The organism is uncultured Streptococcus sp. (genome assembly GCF_963536705.1).
Lineage (GTDB): Bacteria > Bacillota > Bacilli > Lactobacillales > Streptococcaceae > Streptococcus.
In genome coordinates this window covers 221,580-241,149 of record NZ_CAUTAP010000001.1, presented here as the reverse complement: position 1 = coordinate 241,149, position 19,570 = coordinate 221,580, and the positions used below count along the sequence as shown (strand labels likewise).

The window sequence follows — 19,570 nt, the reverse complement described above, 5'->3', positions numbered from 1 at the left end:
TATTATACCAAACGCCGAGACTTTAAGCCATTTTTAAAGGCAAGACAAGGACGTTTTACTGAAAAATGACCTGAATAAAGTCAGATCATTTTACTTCTATTCGGTCTAGGCCTGCCAATTTTCTTGGTCATGCTTAAATTTCTCAAGCAAGGCCAAACCCTCAGGACTGACATACCCCTCTGCTTCGGCCAGAGTGATTAGCTCAGTGTAGTTAGAAAGGGTCACTAATTTCACACCTGCTTCTTTGAAGTTCTTTTCTGCCTTTGGCAGCTCATAGGTAAAGATGGCTGCTGCGCCAATCACATCCGCACCTTCACGTTTAGCGGCAGCTATAGCATCCAAGACCGAACCGCCAGTCGAGATTAAGTCCTCAATGACAACCATCTTCTGCCCAGGCGCTACGCGGCCTTCGATTTGATTGCCCGCTCCGTGATCTTTTGGTTTGCTGCGGATATAGGCAAATGGCAGGTTCATCTTATCTGCAATAATAGCTCCGTGAGGAATACCTGCTGTCGCAGTTCCAGCAATGACTTCTACATCTGGAAATTCCGCCCGAATCTTTTCGACGAAACCATCTTCAATCAAGGTCCGAGTTTCTGGATAAGCCAAGGTCACACGGTTATCTGTATATATAGGTGACTTGATGCCCGACGCCCATGTAAAAGGCTCTTCTGGCTTCAAATACACTGCTTTGATTTTCAATAAATCACGCGCAATCTCTTTTGCTAAAGTCATTTTTTGCTCCTTATAAATTTGAATGTTTATGATGCTATCAATTTTGTATATTGATTTAATTCGAATTCCTTGTTTTGCCTAACTATTCCACTGCTTCTTAATCTCGTGGTAGGCATCCCAAGGATTTTCAGCTTGGATAATCGGACGGCCAACTACAATATAATCACTGCCTATTTGATGGGCTTCCTGCGGAGTCATGACCCGTTTTTGGTCGCCGATTTCTGATCCAGCTGGCCGAATACCCGGCGTCACACAGAGAAAGTCATTTGCAGTTGCCGCCTTAATCAGTTCAACTTCTTGAGCTGAGCAAACTACGCCATCCAGACCGGCTTCTTTGGCCTTCCGAGCGTAGTTGACAACAGACTCCTGAACCGTAGTCTGGATATTTTGGCAATCACGCATATCTTCCTCGCTGGTCGAGGTCAGCTGAGTCACCGCAACCAACTTAGCCTTATCCCCCAAGACCTTCTTGGCTTCGCTCATCATCTCTACACCGCCTGCTGCATGGACCGTCACCATGTCGATACCAAAAGTTCCTAAGACAGACATGGCTGAGCGTACTGTATTGGGTATATCGTGCAGTTTCAGATCCAAGAAAATGCTGTGTCCAAGACCTTTCAGATAATGAACGATTTCTGGACCGATGGCATAGAAGAATTCCATGCCGATTTTGACATAGAGTTTTTCATCTTCCGGAAAATGCTCCAAGAAGTCTTTGACATCGTCAAAAGATGGAAAGTCGAGGGCGATAATAGGCCGTTCTTCACGCATGAGGGGAAAATCTCCTTTTTTGATTATTAGCTTTAAAGAACTCCGGCAGGTACTCCTGTTGTCAACTCTATCTTCACGCTAGACACGGAAATATAGAAAAAACCTTGCCTGAGAGCAAGGTTACACGAAAATGTGGCAGTATCTGCCATTCAAACGTATGTACCTTAGTAGCCTCTCTGGACTTCTTTAAAGGTTATATTTAGTTCATTCTATAATTTCACAGCAGGATTGTCAAGTAAAAATGTAACTTTAAAGCAAATTCTCTCGAACTTCTTTTCGTAAGCTTTCAAGACTTTCGATGCCGTATTTATCCATAACCTTAGGCAAATCTTCAATGATGGTCGGGCAGGCATAGGGATCCGTGAAATTAGCAGTTCCCACTCCAATGGCTGAAGCGCCTGCTATAAACATCTCCAGAGCAGCCTCCGCAGAATCAACTCCTCCCATACCAATAATGGGAAGTTTGCTTGCCTGCGCCACTTGACGGATCAGCTTGAGCGCTACAGGAAAGACAGCAGGGCCAGACATGCCACCAGTGCCATTGGCGATAATAGGCTTGCGCGACCTCAAGTCAAATCGCATACCTACCAAGGTGTTAATCATGGTAAAACCAGCAGCACCAGCGTCTTCAACAGCCTTGGCTACCTGAGTAATGTCTGCTACGCTCGGAGTCAATTTGACATAGACTGGTACAACAGAAGTCTCTACTGCTGCCTTGGTTGCTTCGTAAGCCAACTCTGGAACTTGGCCAATCAAAAGGCCAGCATTTCCATGGTCAACATTAGGGCAGGAGATATTGAGCTCAATAGCCTTTACATTAGAGGCTTGAGAAATTTTCTCAGCCACTGTGGCATACTCTTGATTGGAAAAGCCTGCTACATTAGCTATGATTGGAAGATTGGGATAATTTTTTTCCAACCAGGGCAGTTTTTCAGCTAGAACAACCTCAACACCTGGATTTTGCAGGCCAATGGCATTGAGCATACCAGCGGGCGTTTCTGCCACACGCGGAGTGGGATTGCCAAAGCGGGGGTCCAAAGTCGTAGCCTTTATCATGATGGAGCCCAGCAAGTCTAGATCATAGTATTTGGCATATTCCTGTCCGAACCCAAAGCAGCCGGATGCTGGAATAATTGGATTTTTCAGGTCCAAGCCTGACAAGGAAACTCTTAAACGTTGATCACTCATTCTTTCCCCTCCTAGACAATAATCGTGCCCGTCTCAAAGACCGGACCGTCTTCACAAACGCGCTTATTGACTGACTCATCCTGACCTGCCACATGAACGACACAGGCATAGCAGGCGCCCATGCCACAAGCCATACGGGATTCCATAGAAAGATAAGCATGCGGATGGTCCTGAAACTTACGATCGACATACTGGAGCATGGCTGGCGCTCCACAGGAATAGACAGCAGCATAGTCTTGGGGCAATTTATCTACAACTGCTGATACATAGCCCTTGCGACCGTAAGAACCGTTATCCGTCGTGACAATGACTTCGGAGTATTTTTTCATTTCTGATTCCAAAATGACAGCAGCTTTATCAGCAAATCCCAATACAGCCGTCACCTGAGCACCCTTGGCATGCAATTCTTTAGCAACCTCAAGCAGAGGTGGAACACCAATCCCACCACCGATAATCAAAACTTGGTCACCTGACCTTACAGGGGTCAAATCAAAACCATTTCCCTGAGGCCCCATAACATCAAGATAAGAACCAGCAGGAAGTTGAGAAAAAATAGCTGTTCCGCCGCCTTCTATCCGATAAATAATGCGACAAGTCAGATTGTCTCGGTCAATCTCCGCGATTGAGATAGGCCGGCGCAAAAGCTTGCTGTCATCTGGTACCCGAATATGTAAAAACTGCCCAGCCTGCATCTGTGCAACCATTTGTCCCTTTAGAATCATGGAAAAAATATTAGGCGCAATTTCTACTTGCTCAAGCAGCTCCATCTGCTCCAGCATAATCTTGCCAAATCTCTTTTTACAACTATCACTAACCATGATAACCTCACTTTCTACAAGAAAAAACCTCGCCGCAGCAAGGTTTCGCAAAAAACAAGGCAGCCAATTGCCTCTTATACCGTTTTCCCCACCTTGCAGCCTCACTGGACTTGATTAAAGGTTAAATTGTAAACATTATATCGTTAGAGATGAGGAATGTCAAGGTAACTACAAAAAAATAATGCATCAGAAAATAAAATCTAGAACTAATTCAAATTTACAGAATCTTTTTTCACAAGATACCAGTTGCCCGAATCTATCTTAATAAACTCTAAATCAACTTGCCTAAGCTTCATATTGCTTTCATCTGGCTTAGGTGACACATAAGAAACTTTTAAATTAGAAATATAATCTTCAGCTGACAGATTTTGATTTTGCGGTGGTCCATACAGACTGATAATTTCTTCATAGGTAGAACCCGTTTGAGAATTTCCTTCCTTATTTTCCAAAAGCAAACTATCGAACGCTGCTTGAGTCCAAGTGAAATCTCTGCTCGCTTCGGTATCAATGGGTAATTTAGAACTATTTAAATTGTAGTATTCTTTAGAGATAAGTTTGTATTCATCTTTAAATTTTTCAAAAACTAAGCTTACATAAGCATACTTATAACGCTCGATACTATGCCATCGCAACCGAATTTGAGGAGTTTCTTTCCCATAATTCAAGGCTATCCATCCTTCACCCGAATCAGGCCTTCCATATCTGCTGATTATCGCATCCAGACTGGTCCCTCCAAGATTTTTGTCAAATCTTAAACCATCAAAATCCTGAACTTCCCAAGAAAATTGATATTCTTTTTCGTCACTTATCAACTTTCTAGCAAAAATTTCTGCCTCATTTTGTTCAGAATCAGAACTTGTAGAAGATACTATTTCCTGTGTTGAACTAGTTTTTCGAGAAGTTAAATGTTTCTGCGAATGAAGAAATGAAAAAACAACAGCCGTCAAAATAAGTGCTCCGTAAACTAAAGAACCTATGACAATAAATGCAGTCCTTTTATTCTTGTTCTTTTTCTCCTCTTTGGAAATATCAGAAAATATTTCTTCGAATGATTCATCATCTTTTTTCATAACTTCTTGATTTAATTACCTTACTAACTTATAAATTTAGTTTAGACTACATAGATAGTATTAAAAACAGATTTCATTAAAACTATTTGATAGACTGAAACCAACTTTTATTTTATCACGGCTATTTCAAAAAATCAAAATCCAGACGCAACCAATCCTATAAAAATCGTTATTCAAGTAGATTGAGAAAATCTACTTCTACCATTCTATACCCATAGTAACATATAGAAGTTCTTACATATGTTAAGTTTGTCCTCAGAACTAGCAATCACTAGAAAAATCAACTCAGTTTGTGATAAAATAGTCCTATGAGAATTCAACAGTTACACTATATTATCAAAATCGTCGAGACTGGCAGTATGAACGAAGCTGCCAAGCAGCTTTTCATTACACAGCCTAGTTTGTCCAATGCTGTGCGGGATTTGGAAAATGAAATGGGAATCGAGATTTTCATTCGCAATCCCAAAGGAATTACCTTGACCAAGGACGGCATGGAGTTTCTTTCCTATGCCCGGCAGGTGGTTGAGCAGACGCAGCTTCTAGAAGAACGATACAAAAACCCTGTCGCCCACCGCGAGCTTTTCAGCGTTTCTGCCCAACACTATGCCTTTGTGGTCAATGCCTTTGTCTCCCTGCTTAAAAAAAGCGATATGGAGAAATACGAGCTCTTTTTGCGGGAAACTCGGACTTGGGAAATTATTGACGACGTAAAAAACTTCCGCAGCGAAATCGGCGTCCTCTTTCTCAATAGCTACAACCGCGATGTCCTATCCAAGATGCTGGATGACAATCATCTGATTGCCACTCATCTATTCACTGCGCAACCCCATATCTTTGTCAGCAAGTCAAATCCGCTCGCCAAGAAAAAGCTGGTTCAATTATCTGACTTAGAAAACTTCCCCTACCTCAGCTATGACCAAGGGACTCACAACTCCTTCTACTTTTCTGAGGAAATTCTCTCTCAGGAACACCATAAAAAATCTATCGTGGTCAGCGACCGTGCGACCCTCTTTAACCTTTTGATCGGTCTGGATGGCTACACGATTGCAACCGGTATCCTCAACAGCAACCTCAACGGAGATAATATCGTGTCAATCCCACTGGACATTGATGATCCGATTGAGCTGGTCTACATCCAGCATGAAAAAGCTAGCCTATCCAAAATGGGAGAACGCTTCATTGAGTATCTGATTGAGGAAGTGAAGTTTGATAAATAAACTGCAAAAAACACCCGAAAAAGCTTTTTCAGGTGTTTTTCTATTGTTTTAATTTGCCTAATACTTCCCCTATCTTGCCCTCAACCACTAAGTCAGCCTGGCTGTCTTGAGGGATGCTGGTCTTGTTGATGACGGCCAGATGCTTACCTACAAAGTACTGGATGAGGCTGGCTGCGGGATAGACGACTAAGGACGTGCCGCCGATTATCAGTAGGTCAGCTTGCTGGATAGCTTGAGCTGCCTGCTGGAAAACTTCCATATCTAGCGGTTCTTCATAGAGAGTCACATCCGGCTTGACAATACCGCCACAGTCAAGACAGTGAGGAATGGTACCGTCCAGAGCCAGAAAGGCCTCCAAATCATAGAATCGCTGACAATTCAGACAGTAATTTCTATCCGCACTACCATGTAATTTGAGAACCTTTTTTGAACCAGCCATTTCATGCAAGCTATCGATATTTTGAGTCACCACAGCCTTGAGCTTGCCTACCTTCTCCAAATCAGCCAAGTAGAGATGTGCTGCATTGGGCTTAGCATCCGGATAGAGCAGGTACTTCTTGTAAAAGTCAAAAAACTCCTGCGGATAGCGCTCAAACATAGTGTGAGAAACCAGCTGCTCCGCTGTAAAATGCCGTCCCAGCTTGACGCTGTATATTCCATCTGAACTGCGAAAGTCTGGAATATTGGACTCCGTCGAAACACCCGCACCTCCGAAAAAGGCGATATTTTGACTTTGGTTTATCAATTCTTGCAGTCTTGCAATCTTATCCATCCTGCTACTCCTTATAAGAGACTTTCTATGACCGCATTCGCTCGGTCGAAGTAAAAAGGTTCCCTCTGATAAACTATGCCTGTCTCCTGCGCCAAATCAATCAGAAGCTCCATAAAGTGCTGAGATGAGAAACCTGTCGTCCTGTGCAATTCTTCCTCGTCAAAAGGCTTGATAAGATGAGCCAGTGGATTGCGGACTGACTTTTCTAACTCTCTTAGCTGCCGTGCCGACTCTTTGACAGATTCGGGCAAATGCAACTGCAAAATCATCTCCGTCAAACTAGAAGAATTGACCGTGCTTTCCGCATGAAAATTTTGCAGGTCAGGATTATCAGAATTTCGCATCTTTTCAAACTTCCAACGATCGTAACTAGCCCCTCGTGAATTATGAATATAGCAATCAATATCCGGTATTTGCATGCGAATCAGCCGCATAAAAATCCGATAAATAGCTGGACTGACTGCTCTGATAAAGTCAATCAGCTGCTCATTTCTCAGCTTAGCTTCCAGGTCATAAAGGTAATTGACCAGCTGCTCATCCTCTTCATCTTCATGGCAAAAAAGCTGAAAATCAGCTAGGTTATACCCAGTGATTTCCAACTTTAGATTCATCATAGATTGGATGTTGAGCTCTCTTCGCTCCGCCAAAGCCTCAAGAAGAAGGACCAAGTCAGACTGGACACTGCTTCCTGCTCGCTCAGCCAGTTTATGAGCATAAGCATAGTCATAGCGGCAAATAGCAAAGAGAATGGCTTCTTTGACATCTACTTTCATGCTTCTGCAATCAAGGTTTCCAAACCAACCTTCATCATATCGGTAAAGGTATTTTGACGTTCTTCTGCTGTCGTATCCTCTTCAGGATTGACCAAGCTATCAGAAATGGTCATGATAGCAAGAGCATCCACATGGTGCTGAGCAGCCAGATAGTAAAGTGCCGCAGCTTCCATTTCAACAGCTTTAACTCCCCATTTACCGAGCTCAATATTCTTTTCAAAGTAGTTTGAGTAAAAGACATCAGACGACAAGACGTTCCCAACGTGCGTCGTCATACCGAGATCTTTGGCGATATGATAGGCCTTATCTAGTAAATCAAAGCTAGCGATTTGTGGGAAATCATACTGTGGCCAGTCATTGCGGATAATATTGGAGTTAGTTGCAGCTGCCTGCGCCAGTACTAATTCACGGACATGGACATCCTCATTTAACGAACCCGCAGTTCCTACACGGATCAGCTTTTTCACACCGTAGTCAACAATCAGCTCACGCGCATAGATAGAGATTGAGGGCATTCCCATTCCAGTCCCCATAACAGAAACACGCTCACCTTTATAAGTACCAGTGTAGCCGAACATATTGCGGACTTCATTGAAGCAAACAGCGTCTTCTAAAAAGTTCTCAGCGATAAATTTAGCCCGAAGTGGATCCCCCGGAAGAAGGATTTTATCCGCAATTTCACCTGGCTTAGCAGAAATATGAATAGACATAGTTAAGATACCAAACCCGTCAAAAGCAAAGGGAAAATAGGAGATGGTCGCAGTGAGCGATGCTCACAAGACCAACTATCTTTTTCCCACCGCTTTTAGGGAGGGTTCAATTCCTTTCTTTCTTAATTTTAATATTCCATAGAAAGGCTAGTTCGGATTCAATTACAAACCCAGACACTCCGCCTTTCAACATTTTTTTACAATTCAGCAAGTGTTTCTTTAAGCAGTCGTTTAAAATCACCTTTGACACGTTCTGTTACTTCAACCACTTCCTCATGATTAAGCTCTTCTTGGAACCCAGCAGCAAAGTTTGTAATGCATGATATTCCAAGGACTTTCAAACCAGAATGTGCCGCTACAATCACTTCAGGAACAGTAGACATGCCAACTGCATCCGCTCCAAGTGTCTTATAAGCGCGGATTTCTGCTGGTGTTTCATAAGTCGGTCCAGTTACACCGATATAGACCCCCTCATCCAGCTTGATACCAAGCTTATCAGCAACTTTGTGAGCGACGGCACGGTATTCTGGAGTGTAAGATTTAGACATATCAGGGAAACGTGGACCAAATTCATCCAAGTTTTCACCGATTAAAGGATTTTGACCAGTCATATTGATGTGGTCAGTGATAGCCATAAGCGTACCTGGACCATAGCCGATACCACCGGCAGCATTGGTAACAATAACACCAGTCGCACCAAGAGCCTTCATCACACGCACTGGGAAAGTAACGATTTCTAATGGATTTCCTTCATAGAAATGGAAACGGCCTTGCAGTGCCAAGACTTTCCGTCCTGCCAAGTCTCCATAAACTAATTTACCAGCGTGACCAACAACAGTTGAGCGGCCCCAGTTTGGAATATCCGCATAGTCAAGACTAACGGCATTTTCGATTTCTTCAGCCAATTCTCCCAAACCAGATCCCAAAATCAGACCAAATTCAGGTTCTGTCATACCCTTTTCTTTTAAGAAGGCTGCTGTTTCTTTGATTTTTTCTGATAAGCTTGTCATAAAATATTTTCCTCACTCTCTTATAATGCTTATACCAATTTGTCCAAGAAGCTTTCACCAATCATCGCCTTGTCCACTCCGAAGTTTTCAGCAACGGTAGCTGAGATATCCGCAAAGTGTCCAACAGGAATATGACCATGACCGCTCAGCGATTTTCCGAAGACCAAAAGCGGAATGTACTCACGAGTGTGGTCGGTTCCGGCATAGGTTGGGTCATTACCATGGTCAGCAGTAATCATGAGCAGATCATCTTCACGCATGTTTTCAATGATTTCTGGGATACGAGCATCAAACTCTTCCAAGCAGTCACGGTAGCCATGTGGATCACGGCGGTGACCATAAAGAGCATCAAAGTCTACTAGGTTAGTGAATGAGAAGCCTTCTTTGAAGTTTTCGTCTTTGAAGGCTTTGACCAAAGTATCTACACCATGATTGTTAGACTTATTATGTCCCATGTCATGGTTAATTCCAGCGCCGTTGAAGATGTCATTAATCTTACCAACAGAATAGGTAGCAATTCCAGCTTCATTGAGCTTATCAAGAACAGTTGGATTGAACGGAGACACTGCATAGTCGTGACGGTTGGCTGTACGAGTGAAGTTGCCAGGCTCACCTACATAAGGACGAGCGATGATACGTCCCAGAAGTGCAGGACGTTCCAAGGTAATAGAGCGGGCGAATTCACAGATACGATAGAGCTCTTCCAAAGGAATCACTTCTTCATGTGCTGCAATTTGCAATACGGGGTCAGCAGAGGTGTAGATAATCAGCTCGCCTGTTTCCATCTGACGAGAACCAAAGTCATCAATAACTGCTGTACCAGAGTATGGTTTGTTAGCCTCACGAATGACCTTGCGACCAGAAAACTCTTCAATCTGAGTCAGGATTTCTTCTGGGAAGCCATTCCAGAAAGTATCAAAAGGCTCAGTAATATTGAGACCCATGATTTCCCAGTGTCCTGTCATCGTGTCTTTTCCAAGAGATACTTCTTCCAGCTTGGTATAGTAACCGCTAGGATTTTCTTCTTGAGGAACGGTCTTCAAAGGAGCAGGACGCTCGATATTTCCCAGGCCGATCTTAGCCATGTTTGGCACATTCAGTCCTACCGTTTTGGAAATATGTCCCAGAGTATCTGAAGCACCATCTGGTACCCCTGCATTGACGAAGTTATTGGCATCTGGTGCAGCACCGATACCAACTGAGTCCATGACTACCAAGTGAATACGATTAAATTTTGGCATAAAACACCTCTTTCTATTTATTGGCCTCTAAAACTTGAAGGCCCGATTTTCCAGCAACAATGACCTTGTCTACCATTTGATTAAACAGTCCATGCTCCACTACGCCCACTACATGATCTAGTTCTTGCGCAAACTCAACTGGATTTTCAATCACACCTAAATCTAAGTCAATAATGAAATTCTGCATGTCCGTAACAAATCGCTGACCATCCTTCTGACGAAAGGCAGGCTTATAGCCCGCACGCTCAAAGCGACGAAAGAGCTGCTCAGCGCCGTACTGAACAACTTCTACTGGTAGCATGAAGGCACCTAGCTTCTCTACCATCTTGCTCTCATCGACCACCCAGATATAGTGCTTAGTAGGAACCGCCACGACTTTCTCCATGAGAAGTGCGCCGCCACCGCCCTTGATACCGTTAAACGCTGAATCAACCTCATCGGCACCATCAACAGTGACATCCACCTGATCCACATCGTCGATAGACTTGAGTGGAATGCCCAGCCCTTCAGCCTGTTTACTAGTGACACTGGAAGTCGTCACAGCTGTAATCTGCAGTCCTTCCTCCTTGACACGCCGGCCAATCTCTTCGACAAAATAATAAGCAGTTGAACCCGTCCCGAGACCAACAATCATCCCGCTTTGGACAAATTCAGCAGCCTTGATTCCCGCCAGTTTCTTTAGATTTTCCATAGCACCTCCTCGAATCACACTACTTTTATTATATCATGATTCTCACTAACATGAAAGTGTTTTCTTTGTCAGACTTACATTTCATTACTTCCGCTTGATAATCGAAAGCCTTGCTCCTCCTTGATTTTTGCGTTACAATTAGGGTAATTGATTTTAAAACACAAGGAAAAATACATTATGATTACCAGAGAATTTGATACAATCGCTGCGATTTCTACGCCTCTTGGCGAAGGGGCTATCGGCATTGTCAGACTAAGCGGGACAGACAGTTTTGCTATTGCCAAAAAAATCTTCAAAGGCAAAAATCTAAGCAAAGTGGAAAGCCACACGCTTAACTACGGCCATATCGTCGATCCACAAAATCAGGAAATTCTAGACGAGGTCATGATTGGTGCCATGCGCTCTCCCAAGACCTTCACGCGCGAGGATATCATCGAGATTAACACTCACGGTGGGATTGCGGTTACTAATGAAATTTTGCAGCTTGCCATCCGCGAGGGTGCTAGAATGGCTGAGCCTGGTGAATTTACCAAGCGGGCCTTTCTCAATGGGCGCGTAGATTTGACTCAGGCTGAGGCTGTCATGGATATCATCCGCGCCAAGACCGATAAAGCCATGAACAATGCAGTCAAGCAGCTGGATGGCTCTCTATCCAACCTTATCAACAATACCCGTCAGGAAATTCTCAACACACTGGCTCAGGTCGAGGTCAATATTGACTATCCTGAGTACGACGACGTGGAAGAGATGACGACCCAGCTTTTGCGAGAAAAAACGTCTGAGTTCGAGGCACTGCTAAGCAACCTCCTCAATACTGCCCGACGAGGCAAGATTTTACGCGAAGGTATTTCCACTGCTATCATCGGACGGCCTAATGTTGGCAAGTCCAGCCTGCTCAACAATCTCCTGCGCGAGGACAAGGCCATTGTGACTGATATCGAAGGTACGACTCGTGATGTGATCGAGGAGTATGTCAATATCAAGGGTGTGCCGCTCAAGCTCATCGATACCGCAGGCATTCGGGAAACTGACGACCTTGTTGAGCAAATTGGAGTTGAGCGCTCTAAAAAAGCCCTGCAGGAAGCTGACTTGGTTCTCTTGGTTCTCAATGCCAGCGAGCCTCTGACAGACCAAGACAGACAATTGCTTGAAATCAGCCAAGACAGCAACCGCATCGTCCTACTTAACAAGACTGACCTTGAAGAGAAGATTGAGCTGGATCAGCTGCCAGCAGATGCTATCAAGATTTCTGTCCTTCACAATCAAAATATCGATAAAATTGAAAAACGCATCAATCAGCTCTTCTTTGAAAATGCTGGTATCGTCGAGCAAGACGCCACCTACCTGTCCAACGCCCGCCACATTTCCTTGATTGAAAAAGCCCTGGAAAGCCTACAAGCCGTCAACCAAGGCTTGGAAATGGGTATGCCGGTAGATCTACTCCAAGTCGATATGACCCGCACCTGGGAAATCCTCGGCGAAATCACTGGTGACGCCGCACCAGACGAGCTTATCACCCAACTCTTCAGCCAATTTTGCTTGGGGAAATAGAGAACAAAAGGACTGATTTACTCAGTTCTTTTTATGATAAATAAAAACGAAACAACACAGCTCTAAAACTACCAGCCGGCAACGAATGCAATGGTAGTTTTGGAACCATTCGAAACAACACAGCTCTAAAATCGTGTTACAGTACAGGGATTTTTAGCGGTCGTTTTGGAACCATTCGAAACAACACAGCTCTAAAACTAACATTGCCCATTACCAACCGTCCGGCCTGTTTTGGAACCATTCGAAACAACACAGCTCTAAAACTGCTCTATGGAGACGCTAATCGAAACAAGAGTTTTGGAACCATTCGAAACAACACAGCTCTAAAACTTAACTTGATATAACTATAATACCAAATATGTTTTGGAACCATTCGAAACAACACAGCTCTAAAACGAAAATTTCTGAATAGCAATAAGAGCAAAAGTTTTGGAACCATTCGAAACAACACAGCTCTAAAACAATATAGCAATATCTCTCATTATGTCATCCGTTTTGGAACCATTCGAAACAACACAGCTCTAAAACTACCTAACTCGATAAGGTCACGCTTCATGGGTTTTGGAACCATTCGAAACAACACAGCTCTAAAACCTGCTCAATGACAGTTCGATTGAAGACTATGTTTTGGAACCATTCGAAACAACACAGCTCTAAAACAATGAGGAGTTATATAAATACGGATATCAAGTTTTGGAACCATTCGAAACAACACAGCTCTAAAACAAGGCACCGTCTGCATCAACTCCAATTCCTGTTTTGGAACCATTCGAAACAACACAGCTCTAAAACAATAAACTGGGTAATATCAAACTAAAACCCGTTTTGGAACCATTCGAAACAACACAGCTCTAAAACAAGTATTCTCGTCAATATTAAGCCTTGTCTGTTTTGGAACCATTCGAAACAACACAGCTCTAAAACCTCGTAGAAAAATTTTTCTCACGAAATTTCGTAATCGCGCCATTCGTCCCAGCCAGACTTCAGCTCGTCAGGTTCCAATTGTTACTCAAATTATACCATATTTTCGGGGTTCAAGAAATAGTCTTGATCCAATACATACTGCGGAAAATCATAGATTTTCCGAGGCTCAACAAACAAGACGGACAGTTGATTAAGTTGGATATACTCTATCAAATTTACTAACTCATCCTTTGATAGATAGGCAGATGCATTGATGAAAACAAGGAGTTTCTTTTTAGAAAGATATTTAAAAACCTGGACAATTTCTAGCATCTTTTCAAAAAGTGTATCACTTAGAGTTTCGACTTTGACACCAAGTGCATCGATTAACTCTAGAATGGTGATTTCATCATACTCTAGGTCTAACTCGTTTTCCAAACACTCAAATGCCAGCAATTCTGTAATCGTAGCAACCAACTTTTCAATCATGGACTTAACTTCGGGCTTGTCATTGAGTTGATTTTCTAAATCAGCATGTATTAATTTAAGCATTGCAGGTGAGTTGAGATTGTATCCTAAGACATCCGTTATCACAAGTAATTCAGACTCTTTCAGTGCTTTTAGATTTCTATCAAACAACTTCAACTTCCCATCATCAGTATATTGGTAGAACTGCTTGACGATAGTTGAAAAGGTAAACTGGTCTTCCAACACTAAAAAAGTTGCATTTTCAATAGCTAATGGTTCATCCAATAGCGGGAAATTAATCTTCATCTCTAGGCTCCTCTCCCAGAAAGACCAAGCGAGCGTCGGAGTTTGCTACGCTGGTATTTCGCTCGCCATTTAAGTAAATCATGCGAGAAAACTGCTTTTCTGTAACGGTTAAGAGAGTAATGTTTCCTTTTTTAGGGTTATGAATTTTGAGTCGCTCAATCATGGCATTATTAGCAGAGTTGTTGAGCAAGAGCTTGCTATAGATGGAGAATTGGTGCATGATAAACCCCTCATCTATGAGGAACTTCCGAAATTTCCGATAGGCCTTGCGTTCCTCTACGGTATCAACTGGCATATCAAACATTAAAATCATACGCATATATCGATAACTCATATCCTAAACTCAGGAACTCCTTTCTCAGGTTGATTGAGAGCTTGGATGACTTTCTTAGTATAGTCACTGACGATATTGGACAGGTACATATCCTTACCATTGTAGTGGAAGGTATCTGAGAAAATAGTGAAAAGTTCTCGTTTGATTTTGACAAAAGAACTATTTCGATTTTCATAAACGATTCTGTCAATAATAGGACGGAAAGGCTCCATAATATCGCTAGCTAGGTTGAATTGATTAAACTGATTGGCATGTTTCAAGCCAAACTGAGTCATGCAGCCAGACAACACAATCTCACGCGCAAACATACTCAAAATCAAGGTGTAACCGTAGTCCAAGGCAGCATTGACATCACTATCTTGCTCACGACTAAAATCATTTCCAAACAAGGTGTTGAAATAAATGCGAGCTGCGTGTCCCTCACGGTTACTAGGATCAAACAAATCCAACCCATGATAGAGATCGATGACGGACTGGCTCTTTTCCACAAAACCACAAGTTCCCAGATAAAAAGCTTGATTGAGAATTTTTTGTGCAATGATAGTTGTCCAGATTTCCGCCTTTACATCTTCATTCCAAGCAATTTGCCGAGAGAGTTGCAAACTGGAATCATGTCGACCGTAATAAGGCATTAAGTATGCCGTTGGCAAGCGTTTATCATCACAAAAGATGACTAGAATATTTTCATCCACCAAGCGTTTTATCAGCATAGTGGAGAGAACGATATCTGTCGTCTCCAAAAGCAGGATGTCCACCTCGGACAGGTGAATCAACTCTGTCCGAGAGGCATCTTTAAAAATCAAGTGGTTGTTCTTGTAGGAGAGTTTAGAGTGCGTATTGACAACAACGGTTCTCCATCCCATCAGTCTTCTCCCAGTTTGCTTAAGTCAATCCTAGTCTCGTAGAGACCAGTGATGGATTGGTGGATGAGGGTGGCGTTGAGAATTTCAGATATAGTTGTGTATCGTTTTCGATCAACATCTTTGCCAAAAAATTTAAAGGCAGCAGGAGCACCCAAAGCAGTAAAGGTAAACAAATTGATAAATGAATTTGCCAGGATTTCTATATCTGCCTGCTTATTGTCTACATATAAGTTCTTGATTTTCTCCAGATTCGCTTCAGCGTGGACATATTTTTGAGAGAACTCAGATACAAGATTTAATAAATCCTGAAATTCATTTCGGTGTTTCTGAATATATTCCAAATGTTCTGGCTCGTCTAGTCTATGAATGTTTTTAGCATGGTAGAGCAAGGTTGTTAAATATGCTGGAAGCACTATTTCATTACCTTTTTGAAGTTCTTTCGCACTGGCAAGCATGCGTCTGCGCCCATTTTCCAGTTCAAATAAACTATATTTAGGCAGGCAGAGGATATTTTCTTTACGGACATTATGATAGCCTTTATTTTCAAGGAAAGTTATTGGATTCTCCTCAAAAGCGGCTTTTTCCATAATCGTGATACCAACTAGAGTTTGGACAGTCTTCAGTTTTTTCGCTTTTCCTTTTTCGATATCGGCAATGAGCAAGATTGAGTAGGCGATAACCGGACTATCAAAACCCCCATATTTAGTAGTGTCCCAAAGAATATCCTTTGTTTTTCTAGGGATTAGCTTGTCAGAATTTCCTTTAGGAAGAATGGACTCTTTAGAGAAGCCACCTGTTTGCACTTCTCGCTTCTTCACAATATTCACCTGTGGAAGTGAAAGAACTTTTTTGATTGTAGCGAAATCTTTTTCCTTATTCCAAGCGATTTCTCCAGTATCCTTGGAGTATTCGATATTCTCTCTTTTTACGATGGTTCCGTCTGCGTAATGCACCTCTTCTTTAAAGAAGTTCAGCAAGTTTGAGTAGAAGAAATACTTTGCAGTTGCTTTTTCGACTTCTCTAGGATCTTTGGATCTTGAGATGTATCTATTAAGATCGTACTTTTGATAGTCACCATAGACGAATTCAGGCTCTAGTTTAGGATATTTCTTAAGGATAGCCTTAGCCACTACTGCATTTAAATAGGCATCATGTGCATGGTGGTAATCATTAATTTCCCGCACCTTGTATAACCGAAATTCTTTACGGAAGTTGGAAACTAGATTGGATTTCAAAGTGATAATTTTGACAGTACGGATTTTCTGGTTCTTCTCATTCACTTCTGTATTGAAACGGGCATCCAAAATCTGTGCAACATGTTTTGTGATTTGCCGTGTTTCAACTAGTTGGCGTCTGATAAAGCCAACTTTATCACGCTCATCTAGTCCACCTCGTTCAGCCTTTGTTAAGTTATTAAATTTACGTTCTGAAATCAATTTGGAATCCAATAATTGTTGCCAAAAAGCTTTTCTTTTTTGAACAACCTCTAAACTTGGAACATTATCGGATTTACCACGATTATCCTTTGAACTAGTCAGGACACGGTTATCGAGCGAATCATCCTTTATAAAGGCCTGTGGAATGATGTGGTCAATGTCATAGCTGCTCAGTTGGTTGATATCAAGAGGTTTCCCAGTATACATATCTTTCCCATTTTGGAGATAGTAAAGGAAGAGGCGGTCGTTTTGAAGTTGATTATTATCTGTAGGATGTTTCTTTAAAATTTCAGAATCGAGTTCAAATGACAATTTTTTCAGTGAATCTTCAATGCGTTTGTATCTTTGTTGGGAATTCTTTTTTCCTTTACTGGTTGTTTGATTTTCTCGCGCCATTTCGATTACAATAGATTCAGGATCATGTCCCATAACCTTAACAAGTTCATCAACTATCTTGATACTTTGCAAAATTCCCTTTTTAATGGCTGGGCTTCCTAGAAGTTCTTGGACAACTTTCTTCACATCATCTGTCTTGCCAACTACTTGTGCTTTTTGGATAATTTCTTTGAAAGAAAGTCCGTCATCATGGATTAACTGCATAAAGTTACGATTGATTTTATCATCATCAATCAAGTAGTCAAGAATCGTATTGCCAGTTTGTTTATCACTGATGCCGTTAATCAGCTTGGCAGAGAGTTTTCCCCAACCAGTATAATGTCGACGAGTCAGTGCCTTGATTACTTTCTCATCAAAGAGAGTGTCATATTGAGCAAGGCGTTGCTTAATCATCTCACGATCTTCAAATATTGTGAGAGTATGGACTATATTTTCAAGAATCTCTTCATTTTTAGCATCATCCATAAACTCTTTATCCTTGATAATTTTGAGTAAATCATGGTAAGTAGAAAGACTAGCGTTAAATTGTTTTTCAATTCCTTTTAGTTCGATTCCATCGTAGCCATCAACATTGTGTAGATAATGAATGATATCTTTTTCAGTTACTTTTCTTTTCTCTTTGAATAATTGATTGACAATTTGTTTCTTCTGTCCACTATCAAGGAACTGGTAGTCTCTCAGTCCTTCTGCAATAAATTTTACTTTTGTTAATTCATTATAGACAGCAAATGTTTCGTATAACAGACTGTGCTTAGGTAGAACTTTTTCCTCTGGTAAATACAAGTCATAGTTGGTCATTCTGTGAATGAAGTCTTCGGCAGATCTTGCCTTATCAACAACTTCTTCAAAATTCCAAGGTCTGATTGGCTCGTCCGAGTTTCGAGTAAGCCAAGAAAAATCATGATTGTCACGAGCCAACGGGCCAACGTAGTAAGGAATACGGAAGGTCAAGATTTTCTCAATCTTTTCTTTGTTTTCCTTCAAAAATGGATAATGTTCTCCTTGCCGACGGAGAATGGCATTCATTTCTTGAAGATGAATTTGATGAGGAATAGAACCATTATCAAAGGTGCGTTGTTTTCTCAAAAAATCTTCACGTTCAATTTTTTCAAGGAAATAATCTGCCCCCTCGAATTTAGAGAGAAGATTTTTGATATATTTGTAAAATGCTTCTTGAGTAGTCTTGCCATCTATATAACCAGCATACCCATCTTCAGATTGGTCAGAAAAAACTTCATTATATCTTTTTGGAAGATTGTTTTTGATGAATTGTTTTAAAGCTGTTAAATCTTCTTGGTGGTTTTCATAGCGCTCAATCATAGATGCTGATAGTGGAGCCTTGGTTGAAGGATCTGTGACAGTTAAGATTCCTGATAGAAGAATGGCGTCATAAAGTTTTTTAGCAACTAGGAAAAGGTCTGCAAAACCATCTCCAATTTGTCCGAGTAAGTTTTCCAAATCCTCATCATAGGTATCTTTAGAGAATTGTAGTGGAGCTTTTTCGTCTAAGTCAAAATGTTTTTTAAAATCAGCCTGATTTCCTACAATTAACTTGAGAAATTCTGAAAAGAGACCAGTGGATTTTTCATCAGAAAAGAGTTTTAGAACGCGTTCTCTCTTTGCAGATTTACTAATTTTATCAGTAAAAATTGCTTCTACTTGTGCGTTTTGTCCACTAAGTGAACTTCCTTCAAAGGTGTTGTCGTAAATGCTTATAAATTCATTAAAAATCTTTTGGATATCATTGTTTTTAATATCGAAAGATTCTTCATATAAAAAATGTCCGCGGTATTTAATCATATGAGCTAATGCCAAATAGATTAAGCGCAAGTCAGTTTTTTCTTTTGAGTCCGCCAGGTGTTTTCTCAAATGATAGATAGTCGGGAATTTCTTATGATATTCTTTTTCTTCTTCCAAGGTAGCGAAAATAGGGTATTTACTTCCCCTCTTATCCTCAGGAACTAAAAAGGAGTCATCTAAACGATGGAAGAAGCTTTCATCTATTTCATTCATTGATTCTATAAAAATTTCTTGGAGATAAAGAATACGGTTACGTCGACGAGTATAGCGACGACGAGCTGTTCGTTTCAGACGTCTACTCTCTGCAGTATTTCCATCGTCAAATAATAACGTGCCTAATAAATTTTTCTTAATATGACTTCTATCTGTATCTCCAAAAACTCTCATTTTCTTGGCAGGAACTTTATAATCATCATTTACTACAGCCCATCCAACGCTATTTGTTCCTATATCAAGTCCTATTGAATATGATTTCTTCATAAAAACTCCCCTTTTATAAATTTGTTTTTTATGTCAA

At 41.4% G+C, this 19,570-nt stretch carries 17 protein-coding genes and 1 CRISPR repeat array; of the genes, 2 read left to right on the top strand and 15 right to left on the bottom strand.

What is annotated here, in order from left to right; translation table 11 throughout:
• Positions 1-105: 105 nt before the first annotated feature.
• From pyrE to RWX26_RS01160, 5 genes are all read right to left on the bottom strand, one after another.
• Positions 106-735 (bottom strand): orotate phosphoribosyltransferase, encoded by a 630-nt coding sequence (pyrE, locus tag RWX26_RS01180; RefSeq protein WP_314578390.1) that lies wholly within the window; start codon positions 733-735, stop codon positions 106-108.
• 78 nt (positions 736-813) lie between these two features.
• Entirely contained in the window at positions 814-1,506 is a 693-nt protein-coding gene (pyrF, locus tag RWX26_RS01175) for an orotidine-5'-phosphate decarboxylase (RefSeq protein ID WP_002930580.1), read from the bottom strand.
• 249 nt (positions 1,507-1,755) lie between these two features.
• Complete coding sequence (locus tag RWX26_RS01170) at positions 1,756-2,694, bottom strand: dihydroorotate dehydrogenase (RefSeq protein WP_314578388.1); 939 nt, start codon at positions 2,692-2,694, stop codon at positions 1,756-1,758.
• Between the two features lie 11 nt (positions 2,695-2,705).
• Entirely contained in the window at positions 2,706-3,617 is a 912-nt protein-coding gene (locus RWX26_RS01165) for a dihydroorotate dehydrogenase electron transfer subunit (RefSeq protein ID WP_314578387.1), read from the bottom strand.
• A 101-nt stretch (positions 3,618-3,718) separates the two neighbouring features.
• Positions 3,719-4,582, bottom strand: coding sequence for a hypothetical protein (locus tag RWX26_RS01160; RefSeq protein WP_314578385.1), 864 nt, complete (start codon positions 4,580-4,582; stop codon positions 3,719-3,721).
• A gap of 308 nt (positions 4,583-4,890) precedes the next feature.
• Between RWX26_RS01160 and RWX26_RS01155 the strand changes: the two genes are divergently transcribed.
• Entirely contained in the window at positions 4,891-5,799 is a 909-nt protein-coding gene (locus tag RWX26_RS01155; protein ID WP_002897493.1) for a LysR family transcriptional regulator, read from the top strand.
• 40 nt (positions 5,800-5,839) lie between these two features.
• On the opposite strand, the gene RWX26_RS01150 is transcribed toward RWX26_RS01155, so the two are convergent.
• From RWX26_RS01150 to rpiA, 6 genes are all read right to left on the bottom strand, one after another.
• Positions 5,840-6,571 carry an NAD-dependent protein deacylase gene (locus RWX26_RS01150; protein ID WP_314578383.1) on the bottom strand — a complete coding sequence of 244 codons (732 nt, stop codon included), beginning with the start codon at positions 6,569-6,571 and terminating at the stop codon, positions 5,840-5,842.
• 11 nt (positions 6,572-6,582) lie between these two features.
• Positions 6,583-7,344: a hypothetical protein gene (locus RWX26_RS01145; RefSeq protein ID WP_314578381.1), complete on the bottom strand. Its 762-nt coding sequence runs from the start codon at positions 7,342-7,344 to the stop codon at positions 6,583-6,585.
• Positions 7,341-8,054, bottom strand: a complete 714-nt coding sequence (gene deoD, locus RWX26_RS01140) for a purine-nucleoside phosphorylase (RefSeq protein ID WP_314578379.1) — start codon at positions 8,052-8,054, stop codon at positions 7,341-7,343. Before deoD ends, RWX26_RS01145 begins: the two co-directional genes overlap by 4 nt.
• 197 nt (positions 8,055-8,251) lie before the next feature.
• The gene (locus RWX26_RS01135; RefSeq protein ID WP_314578377.1) at positions 8,252-9,064 is read right to left on the bottom strand and encodes a purine-nucleoside phosphorylase; all 813 of its coding nucleotides are present in this window, start codon (positions 9,062-9,064) and stop codon (positions 8,252-8,254) included.
• 29 nt (positions 9,065-9,093) lie between these two features.
• Positions 9,094-10,305 carry a phosphopentomutase gene (locus RWX26_RS01130; protein ID WP_314578374.1) on the bottom strand — a complete coding sequence of 404 codons (1,212 nt, stop codon included), beginning with the start codon at positions 10,303-10,305 and terminating at the stop codon, positions 9,094-9,096.
• A 13-nt stretch (positions 10,306-10,318) separates the two neighbouring features.
• Entirely contained in the window at positions 10,319-10,996 is a 678-nt protein-coding gene (rpiA, locus tag RWX26_RS01125) for a ribose-5-phosphate isomerase RpiA (RefSeq protein WP_314578371.1), read from the bottom strand.
• A 177-nt stretch (positions 10,997-11,173) separates the two neighbouring features.
• On the opposite strand from rpiA, the gene mnmE reads away from it, so the two are divergent.
• Complete coding sequence (gene mnmE, locus RWX26_RS01120) at positions 11,174-12,547, top strand: tRNA uridine-5-carboxymethylaminomethyl(34) synthesis GTPase MnmE (protein WP_314578368.1); 1,374 nt, start codon at positions 11,174-11,176, stop codon at positions 12,545-12,547.
• Between the two features lie 33 nt (positions 12,548-12,580).
• A CRISPR array of direct repeats spans positions 12,581-13,471; the repeat unit is 36 nt; unit sequence GTTTTGGAACCATTCGAAACAACACAGCTCTAAAAC.
• A gap of 90 nt (positions 13,472-13,561) precedes the next feature.
• Here mnmE and csn2 read toward each other — a convergent pair.
• Genes csn2 through cas9 form a run of 4 tightly spaced genes read right to left on the bottom strand, consistent with a single transcriptional unit; the run spans position 13,562 to position 19,533 of the window.
• Entirely contained in the window at positions 13,562-14,224 is a 663-nt protein-coding gene (gene csn2, locus RWX26_RS01115) for a type II-A CRISPR-associated protein Csn2 (protein ID WP_314578365.1), read from the bottom strand.
• Positions 14,214-14,558 carry a CRISPR-associated endonuclease Cas2 gene (gene cas2, locus RWX26_RS01110; protein ID WP_002933593.1) on the bottom strand — a complete coding sequence of 115 codons (345 nt, stop codon included), beginning with the start codon at positions 14,556-14,558 and terminating at the stop codon, positions 14,214-14,216. Before cas2 ends, csn2 begins: the two co-directional genes overlap by 11 nt.
• Positions 14,555-15,424 carry a type II CRISPR-associated endonuclease Cas1 gene (cas1, locus tag RWX26_RS01105; RefSeq protein ID WP_314578422.1) on the bottom strand — a complete coding sequence of 290 codons (870 nt, stop codon included), beginning with the start codon at positions 15,422-15,424 and terminating at the stop codon, positions 14,555-14,557. The genes cas2 and cas1 overlap by 4 nt, the downstream gene beginning before the upstream one ends.
• Entirely contained in the window at positions 15,421-19,533 is a 4,113-nt protein-coding gene (gene cas9, locus RWX26_RS01100; protein ID WP_314578360.1) for a type II CRISPR RNA-guided endonuclease Cas9, read from the bottom strand. The genes cas1 and cas9 overlap by 4 nt, the downstream gene beginning before the upstream one ends.
• Between the last annotated feature and the right edge of the window lie 37 nt (positions 19,534-19,570).

Bases quoted from the DNA above. Each gene is read 5' to 3' on its own strand.
- pyrE (WP_314578390.1), bottom strand. From the start codon at position 735: ATGACTTTAGCAAAAGAGATTGCGCGTGATTTATTGAAAATCAAAGCA.
- pyrF (WP_002930580.1), bottom strand. From the start codon at position 1,506: ATGCGTGAAGAACGGCCTATTATCGCCCTCGACTTTCCATCTTTTGAC.
- RWX26_RS01170 (WP_314578388.1), bottom strand. From the start codon at position 2,694: ATGAGTGATCAACGTTTAAGAGTTTCCTTGTCAGGCTTGGACCTGAAA.
- RWX26_RS01160 (WP_314578385.1), bottom strand. From the start codon at position 4,582: ATGAAAAAAGATGATGAATCATTCGAAGAAATATTTTCTGATATTTCC.
- RWX26_RS01155 (WP_002897493.1), top strand. From the start codon at position 4,891: ATGAGAATTCAACAGTTACACTATATTATCAAAATCGTCGAGACTGGC.
- RWX26_RS01150 (WP_314578383.1), bottom strand. From the start codon at position 6,571: ATGGATAAGATTGCAAGACTGCAAGAATTGATAAACCAAAGTCAAAAT.
- RWX26_RS01145 (WP_314578381.1), bottom strand. From the start codon at position 7,344: ATGAAAGTAGATGTCAAAGAAGCCATTCTCTTTGCTATTTGCCGCTAT.
- deoD (WP_314578379.1), bottom strand. From the start codon at position 8,054: ATGTCTATTCATATTTCTGCTAAGCCAGGTGAAATTGCGGATAAAATC.
- RWX26_RS01135 (WP_314578377.1), bottom strand. From the start codon at position 9,064: ATGACAAGCTTATCAGAAAAAATCAAAGAAACAGCAGCCTTCTTAAAA.
- RWX26_RS01130 (WP_314578374.1), bottom strand. From the start codon at position 10,305: ATGCCAAAATTTAATCGTATTCACTTGGTAGTCATGGACTCAGTTGGT.
- rpiA (WP_314578371.1), bottom strand. From the start codon at position 10,996: ATGGAAAATCTAAAGAAACTGGCGGGAATCAAGGCTGCTGAATTTGTC.
- mnmE (WP_314578368.1), top strand. From the start codon at position 11,174: ATGATTACCAGAGAATTTGATACAATCGCTGCGATTTCTACGCCTCTT.
- csn2 (WP_314578365.1), bottom strand. From the start codon at position 14,224: ATGAAGATTAATTTCCCGCTATTGGATGAACCATTAGCTATTGAAAAT.
- cas2 (WP_002933593.1), bottom strand. From the start codon at position 14,558: ATGAGTTATCGATATATGCGTATGATTTTAATGTTTGATATGCCAGTT.
- cas9 (WP_314578360.1), bottom strand. From the start codon at position 19,533: ATGAAGAAATCATATTCAATAGGACTTGATATAGGAACAAATAGCGTT.